This is a genomic window from Mycobacterium sp. 236(2023), from assembly GCF_029623955.1.
Taxonomy (GTDB): Bacteria; Actinomycetota; Actinomycetes; order Mycobacteriales; family Mycobacteriaceae; genus Mycobacterium.
Window position 1 is genome coordinate 342,167 of the sequence record NZ_JARSBP010000004.1, and the last position, 22,706, is coordinate 364,872.

Consider the following 22,706-nt stretch of genomic DNA (forward strand, 5'->3'; position numbering starts at 1 on the left):
CCGGTCCGCTGGCGGGGCTCGGTCTTGTCGGGGGGCCTGTCTCACTGAAGTTGTTCCGCCAGAAGCGGTCCGATCGTCTCCAGGGTCGCCGAGTCCATGAGTTCGGAATGCCTGCAGTCGGCGCGCACCACCCGCAGTTCGCCGGCCACGTGGGCTCTCCAGCCCTCCGAGGCGATCCCTTGCAGGTCCATCTCGAGCTGCACCGCATCCACGAACCAGACGTCGCCGCTGTAGCTGCCGTACTCGGCCGAGGCGGTGAGTCGTTCGGCCGCGACGTAATTCTCGATCACCACCGCGATCTGCTCGTCGTCCAGTACCGCGATCGCATCGTCGCTGTCCCGGACCAGCGCGACGGCATCGGGGACCGTCATCCGCTTCCCGGGTGCGACTGCGAAACCCATCTCGCGCAACAGTGAGCCCAAGACCGCTTCGGCGTCGAAATTCTCCTGTGGGTCAGCGTCGGTGCGGGTGTCGAGCATCCCGACGAAACTGACGTCGCGGCCGCGGTGGCGAAGTTCCTGCGCGATCAGGATGGCCGCCGATCCGCCGAACGACCACCCGAGCAGACGGATCGGACCCGTGGGGGCGATGTCGGCGATGCGGTCGGCGTAGTCAGCCGCGAGCTCGGCGATCGATTCTGGTTGCGCGGCTCCGCGCAACGTCGGCGACTGCAGTGCATAGATTGGGATCTGCTCGGGGACATAGCGTTTGAGTCCGGCGAACTGCCAGCCCAGACCGCTGGCCGGGTGGATGCAGAACAGCGGTGGCGCCGATCCTGCGCCGCGCAACTCGAGGACCGGTGCGAGACTGTCCGCGGCTGCGCCGCTGCCCGTCAGCCGGGCCGCGACGGCGGCGGGCGTCGGCGCGGTCATCAGCTCGGTGATCGGCATCTCGACGCCGAACTCGCGACGGATGGCCGCCGCAAGGCGGATGAGCAGCAGCGAATGACCGCCCAGTGCAAAGAAATCCGCGTTGACATCGTCGACCGTATCGGTGCCGAGGCCCAAGATGTCACCGAACAGCGCGCACACCCGCCGTTGCTCGTCGTCGACCGGTGCCTGCCCCGTGACGGTGCTGTACTCCGGTGCGGGAAGCGCCCGGCGGTCGAGCTTGCCGCTCGGTGTCAAGGGGAACGACTCGACCGTCACAAAGGCGGACGGAACCATGTGGCTCGGCAGCGACGACGCGGCGTGGTCCCGCAGCGCCTCGGTGTCACAGCCTGCCGGACAGACGACGTAGGCCACCAACCGGTCCTGATGCACGATGACGCGCGCGGACGAGACGGCCGGATGCCGTGCGAGTACCGTCTCGATCTCGCCCGGTTCGATGCGGACACCGCGCAGCTTGATCTGATCGTCGGTGCGCCCCAGATACTCGAGCGCCGCGGGATCCGTCCCACGCCAGCGGACCAGATCTCCGGTGCGGTACATCCGGTCGCCGTGGCCTGTTCCGCTGTGGAAGGGGTTGGCGACGAACCGTTCTGCGCTCAGCGCGAACCGGCCGAGATAGCCGTCGGCGAGCTGGACACCGGCGAGGTAGAGCTCACCCGGACTGTTGTCGGGCACCGGCTGGAGGTACTCGTCGAGCACGTAGGCATGCACGTTCCACCCGGGCACGCCGAGCGAGACCGGGCCGTCGTCGGCCGTCCAACCGAGTACGTCGACCGATGCCTCGGTGGGCCCGTACAGGTTGTGCAGCGGCGTGCCTGGGAACGTGCGCGCGAAATGCCGTGCGACGTCCGCGCTGAGCGCTTCACCGCCGACCGTGACGCGGGTGAGCGACGTGCAGTCCCGTGCGGCGGGGCCGTCGAGGAACAGCTCAAGCATCGACGGGACGAAGTCGACCGCCGTGACTCCGTGTCGGCGAATGACGTCGGCGAGATAGGCCGGGTCGCGGTGCCCGCCGGGCTGCGCGATCACCAGGGCCGCCCCAGCGCTCAACGGCCAGAACATCTCCCAGACGGACGTGTCGAAGCTGATCGGCGTCTTGACCAGCATCCGGTCGGTCCCGTCGAGCGGATAGGCGTGCTGCAACCAGGCGATGCGGTTGACGATGCCCGCATGCGGCACCGCGACGCCCTTCGGGGTTCCGGTCGAGCCTGATGTGTAGAGCACGTACGCCCATGCGGCCGTCTCGACACTCGTCAGCGGCGTGGGTGGGACGCCGGTGCGTGCCGAACGGACCGTACCGGCGTCGTCGACGACGACCGAGGGGCGGGCATCGGACACCATGTACTGCAACCGGTCGGCGGGGTACTCGGGATCCAGCGGCAGGAACGCGGATCCGGTCTTGGCCACCGCCACCAGCGCCACGACCAGGTCGACCGACCGGCGCAGGCTCACTCCGACGATGGTGCCCGGGACGGCGCCGCGACCGATGAGACTGCCGGCCAATCTGTCCGACCACGCGTCGAGTTCGGCATAGCTGAGGCGCTCGTCCTCGCAGATGACGGCCGCTGCGTCGGGGGTGCGCCGCGCCTGCGCTGACACGAGGGCGCCCAACCAGAGGTCCTCGACCTCGTGGTCGGTGGAATTGCGGTCGACGACAACGGATATGCGTTCCGCATCACGGAGGATGGCGATCTCGCTCAGGCGGATGGAGGAGTCGGCGGCTGCGGCATCGAGCACCGCGGCCAGACGCCCGGTGATCGTCTGCACGGTCTCGGCGTCGAACACGTCGCCGCTGTACTCCGCCATGAGGCTCATCGATCCGCCGTCGGACTCGTCGATGAGGGTGAACCCGAGGTCGAACATCGCTGCATGCGTTGGCGGTTCGCTCCACCGCGCGGGACGGCCGAACATGGACGCGTCGCCACCGTCGCGGCGGTGGTATCCGACGAAGACGTTGAACAGCGGGTTGCGGCCCGCGATCCGGGGCGGGTTCACGTCCTCCACGATGTGGTCGAACGGGAGGTCGCCGTGGGCGAACGCAGCCAGATCCGAGTCGCGGACCGTCGCGATGAGTTCGGCGAACGTCGGATTGCCTGCGACGTCGACCCGCAGCACCACGGTGTTGACGAACAGCCCGACCACCTCGCTCAGGACTGCCTCGTCGCGTCCGGCGACCGGCGTGCCGGCGACGATGTCGGTACCCGCGCCCAGGCGGTGCAACAGCGTGGCGACGGCTGCGTGCAGCACCATCAGCATGCTCGCTTGGCGGTCTCGGGCCAGGCGCCGCAACGCGGTTGCGGTCGGCGCGGAGAGGTTGTGGTGCAGGGTCGCGCCGGCGCCCGTCGGCACGGTCGGGCGCGGACGGTCGGTGGGCAGCGCGAGTTCGTCGGGCGCACCGGCGAGTTGCCGGCGCCAGAACTCGAGTTGTCGGTCTGCCACCGCGGACAGCACGTCGCGCTGCCACAGGGTGTAGTCCGCGTAGTGGACGGGCAGCGGTTCGAAGTCCGGTGTCCTGCCCTCGACACGCGCCAGGTAGGCGCTGTCGAGGTCACGCAGGAACGGTGCGTCGGACCACTCGTCGGTCGCGATGTGGTGCAGAAGCAGCACCACCGTCCACGAGTCGTCGTGCCGTAGCAGCGTGACGCGCAACGGGATCTCCGTCGAGAGATCGAATCGATGCTGTACTTGGCGCTCGATCTGGGCGGCGAGTTCTGTTGCTGTGCAGTCGATGACGTCGACGGGAACGTGGGTCCCTGCGGGCTTCACCAGTTGGGTGAAGTCGTCGTCGCGTTCGGGGTAGACCGTTCGCAGTGATTCGTGACGATCGAGAACGTCGCCGAGGGCGTCGGTCAGCGCGTCGACGTCCAATTGGCCGCCGACGGTGAACACCAGCGGATAGTTGTAGGCCGTTCCGGTCTCACCGAGCCGGTCGACGATCAGCATGCGTTCCTGCGCCGCAGAGGCGGGCACGATGTCCGGTCGGGGACCACTGGTCAGCGTCGGGCGATTCGAGGTCGTCTGCGCCGGCTCTCCTGCGATATGGGCCGCCAGCTCCACCACGGTCGGGTGGTCGAACACGTCGCGCAGCGACAACTCGGCGCCCAGTGCCGTCCGGATCCCGTTGATGAGTTTGATGCTCGACAGGGAATGGCCACCGAGGGCGAAGAAGTCGGCGTCGACGCCGGTCACCTCGAGACCGAGGATGTCGGAGAACAGTGCACACACGGCGTGCTCCCTGCTTGATTCCGGGGCCCTCCCGGAGTCCTGGACGTCGGACGCGGCGACGTCGGGCAGCGCCCGCACGTTGAGCTTCCCGTTGTCCGTCAACGGCAATCGGTCGAGGACGCCGATGGCCGACGGCACCATATACGCCGGCAGCACGGTTTTCAGGTGGCCGCGCAGTTCGTCGACGAGATCGCCGGGGTCGGTCGAGGTCGGGACGATGAAACCGACGAGGCGGTGACCGCCTGCGGTGCTCGGGTCGGGCCGGGCGATCACCGCGGCCTGCGCGACCGACGGATGCGCGGTGATCGCGGATTCGATGTCGCCCAATTCCACGCGGTAACCGCGGATCTTCACCTGGTCATCGGACCGGCCCAGGAACTCGAGATTGCCATCGGGCCTGCGGATGACGACGTCGCCCGTGCGGTACATGCGGGCATCGACGTCGGCATCCGGTATCGCGAACGGGTCTGCGACGAACCGGCCCGCTGTCAGGGCGGGCTGGCCGAGGTAGCCCTGGGCAAGTCCGGCACCCGCGATGTAGAGCTCACCGGCGGTTCCATCCGGAACGGGGCGCAGCCAGCCGTCGAGGATGTGTGCCGTGGTGTTCCAGATCGGTTGTCCCACGGTCGGAGTGGCGCTGTCATCGGTGCCGCCGCCGAGTGTGTTGATGGTGTACTCGGTGGGTCCGTACAGGTTGTAGCCGTAGGTGGTGTCACTGTCACGCAACCGGTTCCACACCGCGGCGGACACGGCTTCGCCGCCCAGGAGCACGAGCACCGGCGGGTGCCCGGCCTCTTCGAGCAGTCCCTGCTCGAAGAGCACCGCGGCATAGGTGGGGGTCACGTTGATGACGTCGACGCGGTGTTCGTGGCAGTACGCGACGAGCGCTTCGGCGTCGCGACGAAGGTCCTCGTCGCAGATGTGCACCTCGTGGCCTTCGATGAGCCACAGCAGCTCCTCCCACGACATGTCGAAGGAGAAGGACACGGTGTGGGCGATACGCAGGCGACGACCACCGGCTTTCGCGATGGCCGGCGCGAAGATGGCCTCGCGGTGGTTCAGGTGCATGTTGGTCAGTCCGCGGTGCGGCGTGACGACGCCTTTGGGCCTGCCCGTCGAGCCGGACGTGTAGATGACATAGGCAGGCTCCGCGCTGCCCGGGCTGTAACCATCCCAGTCTGACCGCGCTGCAGCGCATTCCGCGGTGGTCGCGGGGTCGTCGAGGACGGTCAGCGGGCAGTCGGGCGGGACGAGCGCAGCGATGCGTTCGGACACCGCGCGGGCGGTGAGCACACCGACGGGACCCGCGTCCTCGAGCATGACGGCGAGCCGGTCGTCGGGGTAGTCGAGTTCCAACGGCAGGTAGGCGGCACCGGCGCGCAGTACGGCGAACAGCGCGATCACGGCATCGATGGAGCGCGGGATCGCCAGCGCAACAGTGCATCCCGGCCCGATGCCGCGGCCGCGCAGCGTCCACGCGAGCTGGTTGACCCGGGTCTGGAGATCGCCGTAGCCGATGGTGGCCTGACCGCACACCATCGCGGTGAGGTCCGGCGATAGCGCGGCGCGTTCGGCCAGTAGATCTGTCACCGTCTGCGGTGGGAGAGCGTGACGTGTCGCGGTGCCGAGTGCTTCCAGGCCGGACTGTTCGGCGGGCAGGATCAGCGGCGTATTGCCGAGCGGATCGCTGTCGTCGCTGGCCGCCAGATGCAGCAGTACCTGCTGTAGCCGCGCCAGCAGCCGTTCGGCTCGGGCGCGTTCGACCACGTCGGGGCGGTATTCGAGCTTGACCCACAACCGTTTTCCCGGTGAGGCCACCCAGGTGAGCGGGTAGTGCGAGGCATCGATCGAATCGTGGCCGACGATCCCGTGCTCGGTTTCCATGTCGGTGAACGTGTCGTCGTCGAGGAAGTTCTGCAGTACGTACAGGCTGTCGAAGAGCGGACTGCCTCCGGCGAGCAGGCCGTTGTCGCGGTCGCCGGCGATCACTGCGCGCTGGATGTCGCCCAGACCCAGGTACTCGTGATCCATCAGCTCGAGGCGGTCGTTCTGCACCGCCCGCATCGTGTCGGCCGCCGAACGCCGGGCATGTAGTCGAACCCGGGTCGGCACCGTGTTGAGGAACAAGCCGATGACGTCGTCGATACCGTCGATGTCCGTCGGCCGTCCAGCCACGGTAGACCCGAAAACCACGTCGTCGCTGCCGGTTTCATAGCCGATCACCAGCGCCAGCGAGGTCGAGATGAGGGCGTTGAGGGTCACTCCGCACACGCGGGCACGCTGGGTCAGTGCCACCGTCTCGTCGTCGGTGAGCATGAACTCCAGGCGTAGCGCCAGCGCCGGCTCGGTGCCGACCGCGGCGGGCACCAACAGCGACGGTGCCGTGAGGCCGGAGAGTGCGTCTGCCCACCGACCGGCCGACGCGGCGGTGTCCCGCCCGCGCAGCCATCGCAGATAGTCGGTGAACTGGGCGTGTGGCGCGGGCAGATCGACGGGTTCACCGCGCCGCGCAGCGGTGTAGTGCGCAAACAGTTCACGGAGCAGTTGCTCACGTGACCAGCCGTCCAGCAGCAGGAAGTGATAGCTGAAGATCAACCGGTCGACGGTGTCGGTACGCACCACCGTGAACCGCGCCAACGGCGGATCGGACAGGTCGAAGGTTCGCAGCCGGTCGTCGTCGGTGAGCTGCTGCAGCCGCGCGGCGACCTCGTTCTCGGGCAGTCCGGTCAGGTCGACGACCTCGGGTTCGCACACCGGATCCGCGACGATCGCGGCCACCGGCGCCGGGACGTCATCGGCCCAGAACGCCGACCGCAGCACCGGGTTGCGGCGCATCACCGCCGAGTAGGCGCTACGCAACGCATCGACATCCACAGATTCGGCGAAGTCGAACACGTTCTGGACGATGTACACGGCCGCGGGGGAGTACCGGGCCTGGAAGTAGACGCCCTCCTGCAGTGGCGACAGCGGCCAGATCGTCTCCACGGGCGCAGTAACCGCCGCGAGGACGGCTTCGATCTGCTGCTGGGTCAGCGACACCAGCGGTAGATCCGACGGAGTCAGCACCGACGACGCGGGCTTGCCCGTGACGTCGGCGAAGTCGCGCAGCACAGCAGCCCAATGGCCGGCGAGCTGCTCGACGGCGTCCTGGGTCAGTTCACCGGCCGATTCGCCGTCTGCGTAGGTGAACACGGCGCGCAGCCGTGGTCCGTCCGCGGTGTCGTCGCAATGGGCGTTGATCTCGAGCAGATACGGTGTCCCCAGGTCGGGATCGGGTGCCGTCCGCAGCATCGGCTCCTCGGGGGCCGTCTGCCAGTCCCCGTCACCGCCGGAGCTCCACCTGCCGAGGTAGTTGAACAACACCTGCGGGGCCGGCATCCGCGCGAGCGCCGCGGCGGTCCGTGAATTGCAGTAGCGCAGTTGGCCGAAGCCGACACCACCGTCGGGCACCGCCCGCAGCGTCTCCTTGACTGTCGCGAGCGCGGTGACCATGTCGTCCGAACTGACCGTGCCGTCTGAACCGAGAGTGTCGTCAGAACCGAGCGCGTCGAGACGCACCGGTGCGATCGCGGTGAACCAGCCGACCGTCCGGGACAGATCGAGCGCGTCGCCCCAGCGGTCCCGCCCGTGGCGTTCCAGGTCGAGCACGAGCGGAGCATCCGCCGATCCGCCGCGTGCAGCCCGCCACCGTCCCACGGCGAGATGCAGTGCGGTGACCAATGTCTCGGTGATGTCGGCATTGGCCATCGCCGGAACGGATGTCAGCAACGGCGCGGTCTCGTCGACCGTGAGTGCGATCTCGTGCTCACGGGTGGCGCCGACGGTCAGGCCGATCGCGACGGACGACGGGTCGAGCTCACCGCCGGGCGCGAGTGTGGTTGTCCAGTGCTCGAATTCGGCGAGCCTGGCGGCCTGCTGCGCATTCTCGTTGACCGCGCGGGCGTACGACCGGTACGACGTCGGCACCGCGGGAATCGTCGGAGCCCGACCCGACCGGGCCTGCACGCACGCCTCGCTGAGATCGTCGATCAGGATCCGCCACGACACTGCGTCGACGGCGAGGTGGTGCACGACAAGAAGCAGCCTGCCCTGGTCGGCAGTGCCGCGGTCGAACCAGACAGCCCGCAGGACGTGGCCCGCCTCCGGATCGAGACGGTCGGCGGCGGCATCGGAATGCTGGGCGATCGCCTCGGCCAGCTCATCGTCACCGAATCGGCTTGCGTCCACCCGGGTGACGGAAACCGGTTGTTCGGCTACGGTTTCCAGCGTCCACAGTGTGGGCACCGGTCGCACCAGCCGCAGCCGGAGGGCGTCGTGGCGGCCGACCACGGCCGCGATCGCGGCATCGAGATGGCCGGCCTGCAGACCGGCGGGCGTCAACAGCAGCTCGGCCTGGTTGAACCGGCGGATCGAGCCACCGAGTTCGGCGAGCCGCAACACGATCGGAGTCGGAGGCAGTTCGCCGGGTTCGGCTGCCGGTTCCTGGGTGGGAGCAACCGGTGTAGCCGGAGCCGCTGCGATTTCTGCCAGCGCGGAAGGTGTCCGCGCGACGAAGACGTTCTGAGGGGTGAACTGCAGACCCACCCGCCGGGCACGGTTGACCAACTGAATGGCGACGATGCTGTCGCCGCCCAGCGTGAAGAAGTCGTCATCGACTCCGACAGGGGCGTGCAGGATCTCACTGCACAGCGCCGCGATCTGGGCGGCGGTATCGGAGCCGGCAGGTGCGGGGTGTGGTTCGTTCGCGAGGGTGACCGTAGGGTCGGGCAGCTTGGTGCGGTCGAGCTTGCCGTTGACGGTCAACGGCAACTCCGCCAGCGGCACGAACGACGACGGCACCATGTAGTCGGGCAGCCGTTCGGCGAGGACGGCGCGAATCTTGCCGATGTCGAGCGCATCAGCTGCAACCAGATATCCGACCAAGGTCGTGCGGCCGTTGTCGTCGGTCTGCACGGACGCGGCCGCGTTGCTCACACCGTCGAGCGCCGCGAGCGCGGATTCGACCTCGCCGAGTTCGATGCGGTAGCCGCGGACCTTGACCTGCTGATCGGAGCGGCCGACGTAGACGAGTTCGCCGTCATGGGTCCACATCGCGGTGTCGCCACTGCGGTAGAGACGTTCGCCGTTGGCGTCGAACGGATTCGCGACGAAGCGCGCCGCGGTCAGTCCGGGCCTGCCCACGTAACCGCGCGCCACCTGGCCACCCGCGATGTACATCTCGCCGACCACGCCGGCGGGGACCGGACGCAGCTGCCGGTCGAGCAGATGGATACGCAGTCCGGGGAGCGGGCCACCGACCACGCTGCGGCGGTCACCCGCCGCGTCGGCCGCGGACAACGGGCGGTGGGAGACGTGTACGCACGTCTCGGTGATGCCGTACATGTTGACCAGCAGCGGTGCGTCGGGCCCGTCGCCGTGGCGCTCGTACCAGCCGGTCAGCCGACCGGGATCCAATGCCTCCCCGCCGAATACGACGTAGCGCAGTGACAGCGCCGGTTGGATGCGTCGGTCGGCCCCGATCAGCGGGTAGAACGCCGACGGGGTCTGGTTGAGCACCGTCACCCGCTCGGTCTCGAGCAGTCTCGCGAACCGTTCGGGGTCGCGGGCGTCGGCTCCGTCGACGATCACGAGCCTGCCACCGTGCACCAGGGCGCCCCACAGCTCCCATACCGAGAAGTCGAAGGCCGCCGAATGGAACATCGTCCACACGTCGTCAGGGCGGAAGTCGAAACGTTCGGCGGCACTGTCGAACAGGGCCGCGACGTTGCGGTGGCTCACCGCGACACCCTTGGGTGCGCCGGTGGACCCCGAGGTGTAGATGATGTAGGCGGCATCGTCGGGGTGGGCAGCCGGAAGCGCAGACATTACTGAATGCTGCTGTGCAGCAACAGATATCAGCATCTCAGGAGCGGACACTCCCGGTAAGCGATCGGCGCGGTCGGTCAGCACGCACAACGGCGCGGAGTCGTTGACGATGTGGCTCAGCCGGGCGGCGGGAGAGTCGATGTCGAGCGGCACGTAGGTGGCGCCGGCCTTGATGACGGCGAGGAGGCCGACGACGAGATCCGTCGACCGCGGAAGCGCGACGGCGACCCGGGACCCTGGCGCAACCCCCGACGCGGCCAGGGCGCGGGCGAGCGCTGTGGCACGTTCGTCGAGTTCGGCGTACGTCAGCGTCTGGGTGCCCGCGGTGACGGCGACGGCACCCGGGTTCCGCTGTGCCGCGGTCGCGAACGCCTGGGCGAGGGTGCGGGCCGGGCCGGGCCGCGACAGTGAATCGGCGGTGAACCGGCGCTCAGCCTCGGTGCGCACGTCGAGCGCGCCGACCGCGGCCTCGGGCCGTTCGACGAAGGCAGCCAGAATCTGCTCGATCCGTTCGGCGTGCCGGCCCGCCTCGGCTTCGCTGACGACGGTGGCGTCGTACTTGATCTCGACGGTCAGCTGCTCGTCGAGATAGGCGACGAAGGCAACCGGATAGTGCGGTGCATCGGTGCCGGTGAACCCCTCGAACGTCAGGGTGCGGCCATCCTGGTGTTCCCCGGTCGCCGGGAAGTTCTCGACGACCACCATCGTGTCGAAGAATTCTCGTACGCCGGCCAGGCGCGCCAACTCGGCCAGCCCCACCTGTTGGGCATCCAGCAGTGCGCTCTGCTGCTCCTGCAGTTCGGCGAACGCGGTGGCGATGGTGGTCCGAGCGTCCCATGTCATCGGTACTGGGACGGTGTTGATGAGCAGCCCGACAACGGATTCGACGCCGGTGAGGTCTCCGCCGCGGCCTGACACCGTGGATCCGAAGACCACCCGCGTCCTGTCGAGCAGCCTGCCCAGCAGCAGTCCCCACGCCCCGTGCAGCGCCGTCGACACCGTGATCCCGCGCTCACGCGACAGTCGCGTCAGCGATGAGGTCAGGTCGGCAGACAACCGCCGGACATGGCTGCGGTGCTCTCCGACCTCGTGGGCAATTTCTCCGTAGAGCAGAGATGGTTCAGCGTCTTCCAGTGCGGCCGACCACGCGTGCCGAGCAGCCTCCCGGTCTCCGCTGAACACCGATTCGATGTGGTCGCGCAACGTGGCGGTGATGGCTGGGGCATCCGTGTCGTTGTATTCGGCGACGATGTCGTTGAAGATCACCGGATACGACCAGCCGTCGGCGATGATGTGGTGCATCGTCTGGATGAGCCGGTGCTCGTTGTCGTTGAGAGACACGAGCGTGTAGCGGACCAGCGGGGCGTCGGCGAGGTCGAACGTCCGCGAGAGTTGTTGATGTGCAACGGTGTCCAGCGGTCCATCCGAAATCTCGAATTCGACACGGGTGTGCGCCCAGATCACCTGCGCCACCGTGCCGTCCTCGAGTTCGCGGAAGCTGGCCCGCAGCGCCTGGTGCCGGGCCACCACGGCGTCGATGCTTGCGCGCAGCACGTCGACGTCGAGCGCTCCGGACAGCGTGGCGATCTGCTGGACCTGATAGGTGTCCACGCCCTCGCCGTACACGCTGTGGAAATACATCCCCTCCTGCAACGGCAGCAGCGGCAGCACGTCCTCGACCGGGCCCGTCCGAACCAGCGCGTCCACATCGGCCTGCGTGAGGCGGACGAGCGGGTAATCAGACGGTGTGTGACCCGTCAAGGCGTCGCAGCGGGTCAGCGCTTCCAACGCGTCGCGCCACAGCCCGGCGAGTTCCTCGACGTCGGCTTCGTCGAACAGGCCTTCCGGCCATGCCAGCGTCGCGGTCAGCACGGCCCCGCCCGGTCCGTCTTCGGCCAGCGCGTTGATCTCGAGAGCGCCGGCAGGGTTGGTGGGGTCGACACCCTCTCGGAGAGCGCCGATTCCGGCGACGGGCTCCCATGCGCGGCCCGATCCGCCCGCGAACCGACCCAGATAGTTGAACAGGATCTGCGGTGCCTGACCGCGTACCGGCGCGGCGCCGTCCACATAGCGCAGCACGCCATAGCCCAGGCCGCGGTTCGGCACCGCGCGCAGCTGGTCCTTGGTCGACTTGACCGCGGCCGCCAAGGCCGGCCCGGCGGCGATGACGTCGTCCCACTCCAGCATCCCGGGATCGACGCGCACCGGATAGATCGACGTGAACCAGCCGACGGTGCGGGACAGATCCAGTGCGCCCGGTACCAGCTCTGCTTCGCGACCGTGTCCTTCGAGGTTGAGGAGTACGGCGCCGGACCCCGAGTCGCGCCACTTTGCGAGCGCGAGAGCAAAACTCGACAGCAGGACGTCGTTGATACCACCGTGGAACGCTGCAGGCACTGCGGACAGCAGCGGTCCGCTGACCTCGGCGGGAAATGAGATCGTCAGGTTGCGAACGGTTTCCGCGGTGTCGACTGCCGGATCGAGTGCGCGGCGGCCCAGATCGGGGTCGGGGGTCGACAGGATGTCGTTCCAATACGGCGCTTCGGAGGTGAACCGATCGGTCGTCGTGATGGCGTCGGCCCACGTCCGGAACGACGTGGCGACGTCGTCGAGCCGGGCCGACCGCCCGGCGGTGACTTCGCGCCACGCACGCGCGAGATCTTCGGTCAGGATCCTCCAGGACACTCCGTCGATCACCAGGTGGTGGATGACGAGCAGCAATTGCCCTGTGGCGCCGGGGGTGTCATACCAGACCGCCTGCAGCATGGTGCCGTCGGCGGGGACGAGCCGGGCCGCCGCGGCTGCCGTCACCGCGTCGACGTCGGGCTCGGTCAGCGCGCCCTCGACGCGCGTCAGTGCCGGCGCCGTGGCCGAGGCGGACTCGGGAACGGTGAGCGTCCAGCCGCCGGGTGTCTCGTCGAGCGTCGCCCTCAGCATGGGATGGGCGACCAGCAGCGCGCCGAGCAGATCGGCCAGCTGCTGCTCGGTGATGCCTGCAGGTGTGCCGACGACCATCGACTGATAGAAGTTGGCCAGCGGGGTGGCGGCCTGCACTGTCTCGGCCAGCATCGGGGTGGGGGAGACAGTGCCGACGCCGGTGTCCGGTCCTGTGGACGCGTCCTGCCCAGTCAGTTCGGCGACCGCGGCCAGGGCCGCGACGGTCCGACGTCGGAAGATGTCGCGAGGGGTGATGTGCAGCCCGGCCTTCCTGGCCCTGCCGCAGACCGCGATCGACGAGATGCTGTCGCCGCCGAGGCTGAAGAAGTCGTCGTCGACGCCGACGCCGGCGATGTCCAGAACAGTCGAGATGATGCCCAGCAGAAGCGATTCGCGCTCACCGCGCGGTGCGCGCGTCTGCCCCGCGGTGGCGGCGACGGGCTCCGGCAGAGCAGACACGTCCAGCTTGCCGTTGATGGTCAGCGGCAGCTCGGAGACGACGCCGTAGCGTGTCGGCACCATGTACGACGGAAGTTTGGCCGCCAGATGGTCACGCAAGGTGGTGATGAACTCAGCGTTGTCGGTGACCTCGTGTGCTGGAATGACGTAGGCGGCAAGTGACTTCACGGGTGGGGTGCCCGACCCCGACCTGACGACGACTGCGCAACGGCCGACGCCGTCAGCGCCCGCAAGCACCGATTCGACCTCCCCGAGTTCGACCCGGTAGCCACGGATCTTCACCTGGTCGTCGGCGCGGCCGAGGTAGTCGAGGATTCCAGGTTCACCGGTCGAGTCGCGGCGGCGCACCAGGTCGCCGGTGCGGTACATACGGCCGCCGGAGACGAACGGGTCGGCCACCATGGCGGCTGATGTCAGGCCGGGCCGGCGGTGATAGCCGCGCGCCAGACCGGCGCCGGCGATGTACAGCTCGCCGACGGCGCCATCAGGTACCGGGCGCAGCGCGGCGTCCAGAATGTACCCGCGGGTGTTCCAGATCGGCGCTCCGACAGTGGCGGTCGTGCTGTCGTCGGTGCCACCACCGAGTGTGTTGATCGTGTATTCGGTGGGGCCGTACAGGTTGTAGCCGACGGTGTCGGGGTGATCGCGCAGTACCGTCCAGACGTGCTCGCTGACGGCCTCACCGCCGAGTAGCACCAAGGCCGGCGTGTGCCCGTCGAGCAGGCCGGCGTCGAGGAGGTGGTGCGCATAGGTCGGCGTCACGTTGATCACGTCGATGTGGTGGGTGTGGCAGTACTCGACCAGGGCGGGCGCGTCGCGGCGCAGCTCCTCGTCGCAGACATGCACCTGGTGTCCTTCGACGAGCCAGAACAGTTCTTCCCAGGACATGTCGAAGGAGAACGACACGGTGTGGGCGATATTGAGTGTGTCCGAGTGCGTGTTGCGACCCGCGGCCCGCGCGACGGTAGGGGCGAAGATCGCCTCGCGGTGGTTGAAGTACATGTTGGTCAGGCCCGCATAGCCGGTGAGCACACCCTTGGGCGTGCCGGTCGATCCCGACGTGTAGATCAGGTACGCGGGGTGCTGCAGCCGCTCGGCCCCCGACGCGAACGCACCGAGCTCGGCCTCGGTCAGCGGTGTGGACGCAGTCGTCGCAATCGTCTCGCGGGTCGCCGGATCGTCGATCGAGACGACCGTGGCGTCGTGTTCCCGACCGCATTCGGCCAGTTCCGTGTTGGCTGCGGTGGTGAGAAGCAACGCCGGACCGGCGTCGACGATGATGGTCCGTAGCCGCTCGATCGGTAGATCCAGCTCCAGCGGCAGGTACGCCGCCCCGGCGCGCAGCACCGCGAACAGTGCGACCACCATGTCGATGGAACGCGGAAGGGCGAGTGCCACAAACGTTTCCGGCCTGGCGCCGTTGTTTCTCAGGTGGCGCGCCAGCTGTGACACCCGGTCGTCGAATTCTCGGTAGGTCAGCCGCTCTGTGCCATAGACGAGCGCGACGTCGTCGGGGTGCGCATCGGCCTGCCGTGCCAGCAGTTCGGCGACCGTGACCGGCTCGACGGGACGCCCGGTCGCCGACCAGCGCCGCTCCAGCGCGTCGGCACGGTCGCGGTCCGTCAGCGGGATACCGCCGAGCTCGGTGTCGGGTACTTGCGCCAGCATCGTCAGCACGGCGAGCAGCTGCGACACCATCTCGTGTGCGCGGCGGTCACCGATCACGCGGTGTTCGAGTTTGACCGTCAGTTCCCGGCCGGGTGTCAGCACCCAGGTGAGGGGGAAGTGGGTGGTGTCGTGATACTCGACACCGACGATGCCGTGCTCGGATTCCAGATCGGTGAAGGTGTCGTCGCCGAGGAAGTTCTGGAGTACGAGCAGTGAATCGAACAGTGCGGCAGCGGTTTCCCCGTGTGCGCGCTGGATCTGACCGAGACCGAGGTGGTCGTGGCGCATCATTGACACCCGTTGGTCGCTGATGGCTTTGACGGTGTGGGCGGCGGACCTCCCGGGTGACAGATCGACACGCACGGGCACGGTGTTGAGGAACAACCCGATCGTCTCGTCGATGCCGACGACTTCACCGGGACGGCCTGCGACGGTCGTGCCGATCACGGCGTCGGAGGTTCCGGCGTGGTAGCCGGTGACCAATGCAACCGCGGCGGTGATCACCGAGTTCAGGGTGACGCCGAGTTCGGTTGCCGTGGTGTGAAGTTGCCGTGTGGTCTGCTCGGGTAGCTGGACGACGATGCGCCCCGGTTCGGTGCCGGCGAAGGCGTCGGGATGGCCCGGGGCGACGCCGCTGGCCAGAGTGGGTCCGGCCAGGCCTGCGAGCAGCGCGCGCCAAGCGTCGCCGGCCTCTGCCTCCCCGATGGCGTCGATCCAGTGCAGGTACCGGGTGACGACCTCACCGTGCGGCTCGATCGCGCCGGTCTCGCCGTCGGAACCGTAGAGCGAGAACAACTCTCGAAGCACCAGCTCGCGGGACCAGCCGTCGAACAACAGGAAGTGGTAGGTCAGCAGGATGCGATCGCGGCCCTCGGGCAGCCGGATCACGCTCAGTCGGAGCAGTGGCGGATGCGCGATGTCGAACGGCGTGACACGGTCGGCATCGGCAACACGCGCCACGGCGCTCCCGAGATCGTCGGTGTGCGCGCTGAGGTCGACGACGGTGATCGCCGACGGCGGGTCGGCAACGACGACCTGGACGAGGCCGGTGGCGTCAGGTGCCGGGTCGTCCTCGACATGTTCGACCGTGCGGAAACCTGCCCGCAGTTGCGGGTGGCGACGGAGCATGGCGGTGAACGCGCGCTGCATCCCGTCCACATCCACGGGGCGGTCGAAGTCGAAGGTGTTCTGCGCGACGTAGGTTGCGCTGGCGGAGTCGTCGAGGGTGCTCTGGTAGTAGACGCCCTGCTGCAGCGGCGACATGGCCCAGATGTCCTCGACGGCCTCGGCATCGGTGATCTGCCGCAGTGTCTCGTCGGACAGTGTGACGGTGCTGAAGCGCGTCGCTGTCTCGTGTTCGTCATGGGGTTCCTGCGCGCGGTCGGCGAGTGCCGCCACACCGATGGCGCTGCGCCCGCGGAAAACATCCTCGGTCGCCACGTGCAGACCGAGCCGTGCCAGCCGGCTCGTGACCCGGATCGCGGAGATGCTGTCACCGCCATTGGCGAAGAAGTCGGCGCCGGCGCTGAGCACATCGACGCCGAGCACGTCGGCCATCACATCGAGGACGGCTTGCTGGTGTTCGTCGGCCGCAGCGATGACCGCGGCACCGGTGGCGGGCGGCCCGGCCACCATTCGGCGCAGCACCGCCAAGTCGCGTTTGCCGTTGGGCAACAACGGGATCGAGTCGACGACAGTCAGAGTAGAGGGGACCAGGTGCCGCGGCAGTTCGGCCGCGATCTCCGACAGCAGATCGCCCTGGGCGGCACCGTCGGTGACGACGGCAGCGGTCAGGCGGGATCCGTCGGCGACGACGCAGGCCTCGAGGACGCCCGGCCTTCGGCGCAACGCGGCCTCGATCTCGGCGGGCTCGACGCGGTGGCCGTTGACCTTGAGCTGTTCATCCGAGCGGCCCGCGAAGACGACGCGGCCGTCGGGCAGTCGGGCGCCGAGATCACCGGTGCGGTACATCCGCTGCCCATCGGGGGCGGCGACGAAACGGGTGGCGGTCTGGCCCGGCCGGCGCAGGTATCCGCGGGCCAATTGGGCTCCGCTGACGTAGATCTCGCCGATGACGCCGACGGGAAGATCGGTGAGGCCGTGGCCCAGGATCCGGATACCGGTACCTGGTACCGCGGTGCCCAGCGTGATCACGTCCGGGTGCTGGACCCCGGTCAGGACGTCGCCGGTCACCTCGGACGAGCCGTACGAGTTCACGACGTCGGCGCCCGGGCATGCGGTGCGCAATGCGGAGAGGTGTTCCGACGTGAGGGCCTCGCCGCTGACGATCCAGCGCTGGAGCGCACCAACTTGCGCGGTGTTCTCCTCGGCCAGCGCCGCGGCCAACGACGGAATGGCGACGAGCTGGCCTACTCCGTGGTCGGTGATCAGCGCCGCGAGGCGGCGACCGTCGCGCACGGCGTCGTCGCCGGCCAGTACGGTGACGGCGCCGGCCGCCAAGCCGGCCAGCAACTCGGTGGTGCCGTCGATGAACGACAGTGAGCTTTTCGCCAACCGAACCTCGGCCGGCCAGTCCGCGACGGCCCAGGCGAGCCGGTTCGCCAGTGCGCCATGGGTTCCCACCACAGCTTTGGGCTCACCGGTCGATCCCGAGGTGTAGAGCACAGACACCGCGTCGAGCGGGTCGACGGTGACGGGGACGAACGCTGGACCGGAGATGTCCGCACTGTCGGCGTCGACCATAACGGTGCCTTCGGCGATCTCGGAAAGCCGTTCACGCCCCCGCTCGTCGACCAGCACGGCACGCGGCCGGGCGTGGCCGAGCATGAAGTCGATCCGCGCCCGCGGATACGACAGGTCCACGGGCAGGTAGGCGGCGCCGGTCAGCACGACGGCCCACAGGCCGGCCACCAGGTCTGTTGACCGCGACATACCGAGCGCAACCACGTCACCCCGCCGCACGCCGGCATCGACGAGACGATGGGCCAGCGCGGCGGCGCGAGCCTCGAGCTCGGCGAACGTGAGGGATCCCGTGTCGGACACCAGCGCGGTGGTATCCCGATGGGCGGCGATCGCATCGCCGATCAGTGCCGTGACCGTGCCACCGGAAACCGGCTGGACGGCAACGGGTTCGGCGAGGCGAATACTTCCGCACGGCATTTCGGGTGTTTCGGTGATCGCGGTGAGCACGTCGGCGAACGCCTGAGCGACTGTGTCGGCGTAATCATCCGACACGCGCTCGCGGTCGTTGGTCACGGTGACGGAGATCGAGTCTCTGACGGTGATCATCGCGGTCAGCGGATAGTGCGGGGCCTCGACCACGCTGATGTCGCCCAGGTGCAGCTCACCTGCGGAATGCGCGGTGGCACCGAGGTTTTCGATGACCACCAGCGAGTCGAACAGCTCGTCGACACCCGCGATCCTGTGGGCTTCAGTCAGCGGCAGGTGGTGGTGATCGAGCAGTGTTGACTCCGTCGCGGCGAGCTTGGCCGCCACGGTGGTGGCGGCATCGCCTTGCGCCCAGCTCATCCGCAGCGCGAGGGTGTTGACCAGCAGGCCGACCATCGTGTCGATGCCGTTCAGTTCGCCGCCGCGGCCGGAGACGACGGTGCCGAACAGGACATCGTCGCGGCCCGTCAGTGAGCCGACGGTCAACCCCCACGCCGTGTGCAGCATGGTGCTGACGGTCACGCCCGCGCTCGCGGCCACGGTGGCGACCGTGGCGCGGTCGGTCAGAGTGGCGGTCCTGCGGCCGAAGCCGCGTCGCTCGGGGCGGCTGATCTGTATCCCGTCGGAGGCCGCGAGGCGCGTCGGCCCGTCGATGCCGGCGAGCACGGGGGCCCAGGCCGCGCGGTCTGCCGCGACGTCACGATCGCCGAGCCACTGGACGAAGTCGGCGAATTTTGGTGCTGGCCCGGCGAAGTCGGTGCCGGTGTAGGCGGCGAGCAGATCGTCGAGTACGAGCGGGACCGACCAGCCGTCGGCGACGATGTGGTGCACCGTCTGGATCATCGTGTGCAGCTCGTCACTGCGGCGCACCAGCGTGTAGCGGGTCAGCGGCGGTGTGGCCAGGTCGAAGCGGCGCCGCCGCTCCCAGTCGGCGCGCTGGGTCACCACGGTGTCGGCGCGATCGGCGCTCATCGCGCCGGCGTCGACGACATCGAAATCCGGTGGCCCCGGCGCAGCGTGCACCGCGATGGGCGTGCCGTCGGCGAGCGTGGTGAAGGCCGATGACAGCGACCGGTGTCGTGCGGCGACGGTTTCGGTGGCGCGCTGGAAGCGCTCGACGTCGAGCGGGCCGCGGATGTCGACGAGCTGTTGCACGACATACGGGTCGCTGCGGGTCGTGAACGTCGAGTGGAAGTAGATGCCCTGCTGTGCGGGGGTCAGTGGGAGCACATCGGCGAGACCCGGGTAATGCAGCTCGAGCTCGGCCACGTCGTCAGGGGCGAGGTCCACGAGCGGAAAATCGGATGTGCTGTGACCGGAGACGGCGTCGCTGACCGCGATGGTCTCCAGCAGCTCGACCCAGCGGTGAGCCAGCTGTGTGACGTCGGATTCGGCCACGGCGCCGGAGGGCCAGCTGAATGTCGCGCGCAGCACGGTGCCTGATTCCGACTCGGCCGCCTCGGCGTTGACTTCGAGCAGGCGCGGCAGCGGCATCGCAGGATCGCGTCCTTCGAGCACCGCGGTTCCCGCCTCGGCGAAGGCCCACGGCCGGTCGGATGTATCGAATCGGCCGAGATAGTTGAACAGCACCTGCGGCGTGACGGCGAGCGCGCTGCCGGTCGGGTTGAGATAGCGCAGTGCACCGTAGCTGATTCCGTGCGACGGCACCGCCCGCAGTTGATCTTTCACCGAGCGCACCGCGGCCCCGAGCACCGTGCTGTCGGTCAGTGCTGCACGCCAGTCGAAGCCGTCGGCGTGGAGGACGACCGGGTACAGGGTGGTGAACCAGCCGACGGTCTCGGCGAGGTCCACGTCCCCGACAACCTGTCCTTCGCGGCCGTGGCCTTCCATCTCGACCAGGAGCGGTCCGTCGTCGGCGATTCCGCGGCTGTCGAGCCAGCCCCGCAATGCGAGGTAGAGGGCTGCCACCATGGCATCGTTGACGTGACCGTGGATGCGGCCGGGTACCTGCGTCAGCAGTGCATCGGTGGCCGATGCGCCGAGTTCGACGGTCAGCGTCGCCTCGGTGGCAACAGTGTCGACAGAGGGATCCAATGTGCGTTCGCCCCAAAGCGTTTCGGCCACACCGCTGGCGACTTCCCAGAACTTCCGGTCGCCGTCGAACGTCCCCAGTGTGGTCGCGTCGGTGAGTTGGCGGGCCCACGAGCGCCATGACGTCGGAACGGGCGCCAGGTCTGCGGTGCCGGTTTCGGTGAAGCGCCGGTGGGCCTCGGCGAGGTCGTCGGCCAGAATGCGCAGAGAAACCCCGTCGACGACGATGTGATGGGCCACCACCACCAGTCGACCGGATCCGGCGCCGCCGGTGAGCCATCCGAAGGCGACGAGCACACCGGCTGCGGGGTCGAGCAGCGCCAGCAGCCGATCCCGCATCGACGCCACACCCTCGTCGAGATCACCTGTGAGCAGCGGGGTCTGAGCGGGAATGTCCGGGATATGCAGCTCGGCTGCGTTGCCGGTGCTCGTAGCCGAGAGAAGGTGATGGCGTGCCACGACGGCGTCGACGACGGCTCGCAGCGATGCGGGCGTGAGGCCGGCCGGCGTGACCAGCGCCATGCCCTGATAGAAGCCGTTGAGCGTCGAGGCGTTCGCGGCGTCGCCGACCTCGTCGAGCCACTGCAGGATCGGCGTCGCGGGCGCAGGTCCCGTCGCGTCGGTGACCTCGGGTTCGACGGGCGTTGATTCGACGAGTAGAGGAGCGAGCGCCTCGACGGTCCGGTGGGCGAACATGTCTCGGGGCCGCAGCGCGTAGCCCGCAGCGCGCACTCTGCTCACGACGCGGATCGCGACGATACTGTCGCCGCCGAGGCTGAAGAAGTCGTCGTCGACACCGACGGTCTCCACATCGAGTGCCTCGGCGAACGCGCGGGCGACCACGATCTCACGCGGCGTGCGGGGTTCGCGGCCGCCGCCGGACGCGACAGGTGCGTTGGGGGAGGGCAGTGCGCGCCGGTCGGTTTTCCCGTTGGCGGTCAACGGAACCCGGTCGATTCCGATCAACTGGGTGGGCACCATGTACTCCGGTAGACGCGACCGGCTCCAGTCGCCGATTTCTGCACGCAGGTCCGTGGTGTTGTCGAAACCGTCTGCTGCCACGATGTAGCCGACGAGCTGATCGGCATTGCCCTGCCGGTGCACGGTCACGACGGCCTGGCGGACCGCGGGATGATCGCCGAGCTGGGACTCGATCTCCTCCAGCTCGATCCGGCGGCCGCGGATCTTGACCTGGTTGTCGGCGCGGCCGAGGAACTCCAGCGATCCGTCGTCGCTCCAGCGTGCCAGGTCACCCGTTCGGTACATTCGGGAACCGCTGTCGTCGAACGGATTCGCGACGAACCTCGACGCGGTCAGGGACGAGGCGTTGACATAGCCGCGGCCCAGCAGGAAACCCGCCGCGTAGAGTTCCCCGCCGACACCCGGGGGGACGGGGCGCAGGTCCTCGTCGAGCACATAGAGCTGCGTGTGCGGATTCGGGCGCCCGATCGATGTCGCGATGCGTTCGGCTGTGTCGCGGTAGATGACATGGGAGACACCGATGGTCGCCTCCGCGGGACCGTAACCGTGGTACAGCGTGGTCGACAGCTGACTGCGGAACCGGGTGAAAAGGCTGGGCGTGAGAACCTCGCCACCGCACCAGACGTGGCGCAGGGAAGCGAGCGCGCTGTCACCGGAGAGACGGTCGAGCTCGAGCAGTGTGTCGAGCATCGACGACACCAGGTAGACGAACGTGACGTGCTGATCGCGGATCAGCCCGAGCAGATAGTCGGGATCTTTTTCTCCGTCGGGTTCCGCGACAACGACGCGTCCACCGCTGACCAGGGGAAGCAGGATCTCGTTGACCGAGATGTCGAAGGACAGTGGCGCTTTGAACAGCGATGCATCGGTCTCGCCGAACCCGAGGATGTGGTCGCGCTGCCACAGCAGCCGCTCCGCGATCGCCTCGTGGCGGATCATCGCGCCCTTGGGCTTGCCCGTCGAACCCGACGTGAAGATCACATAGGCGAGTTGTGCTTCCTGCACGAGAACTGCCGGCGGCGTTGCGGGTTCGTCGCCGAACCGCCAGTCCGCAAGATCGACCATCAGGGTGTCGACGCCCCAGTCACTGCTGTCGGATCCGGCAACCAACGCGGCCCGCGCCCCCGCGTCCGTGAGCACCTGGGACCGCCGATAAGCGGGCCAGCCCGGGTCCAGCGGCACGAACGCGGCCCCTGCGACCATCGAGGCGAGTACACAGACGACCATCTCGGCCGACCTCGGCACCCCGATGGCGATCATGGATTCCGATTCGCCGCCGGTCCGCGTGATCGCCTGTGCCAATTGGGAAACGCGCTCACCGAGCTCGCGGTACGTCAAGCTGCGGCCGCCGTCGACGACCGCGACGTGGTCCGGTGTCCGCGCGCATTGTGCGGCGAACAGCTCGGGCACCGTCGACGTCTGATCCGGCGTCGACCGGTTGTTCCACTCCTCGAGCAATTCGGCGATGTCCAGCGAGTCCGCGGTCACGTACCCCACGCC

General features: G+C 68.4%; 1 protein-coding gene. It reads right to left on the bottom strand.

The genetic code is table 11. The annotated features are described in order from the left end of the window. Positions 1–41: 41 nt before the first annotated feature. Positions 42–22,694, bottom strand: a complete 22,653-nt coding sequence (locus P9A17_RS18700) for a non-ribosomal peptide synthetase (protein ID WP_278040191.1) — start codon at positions 22,692–22,694, stop codon at positions 42–44. Between the last annotated feature and the right edge of the window lie 12 nt (positions 22,695–22,706).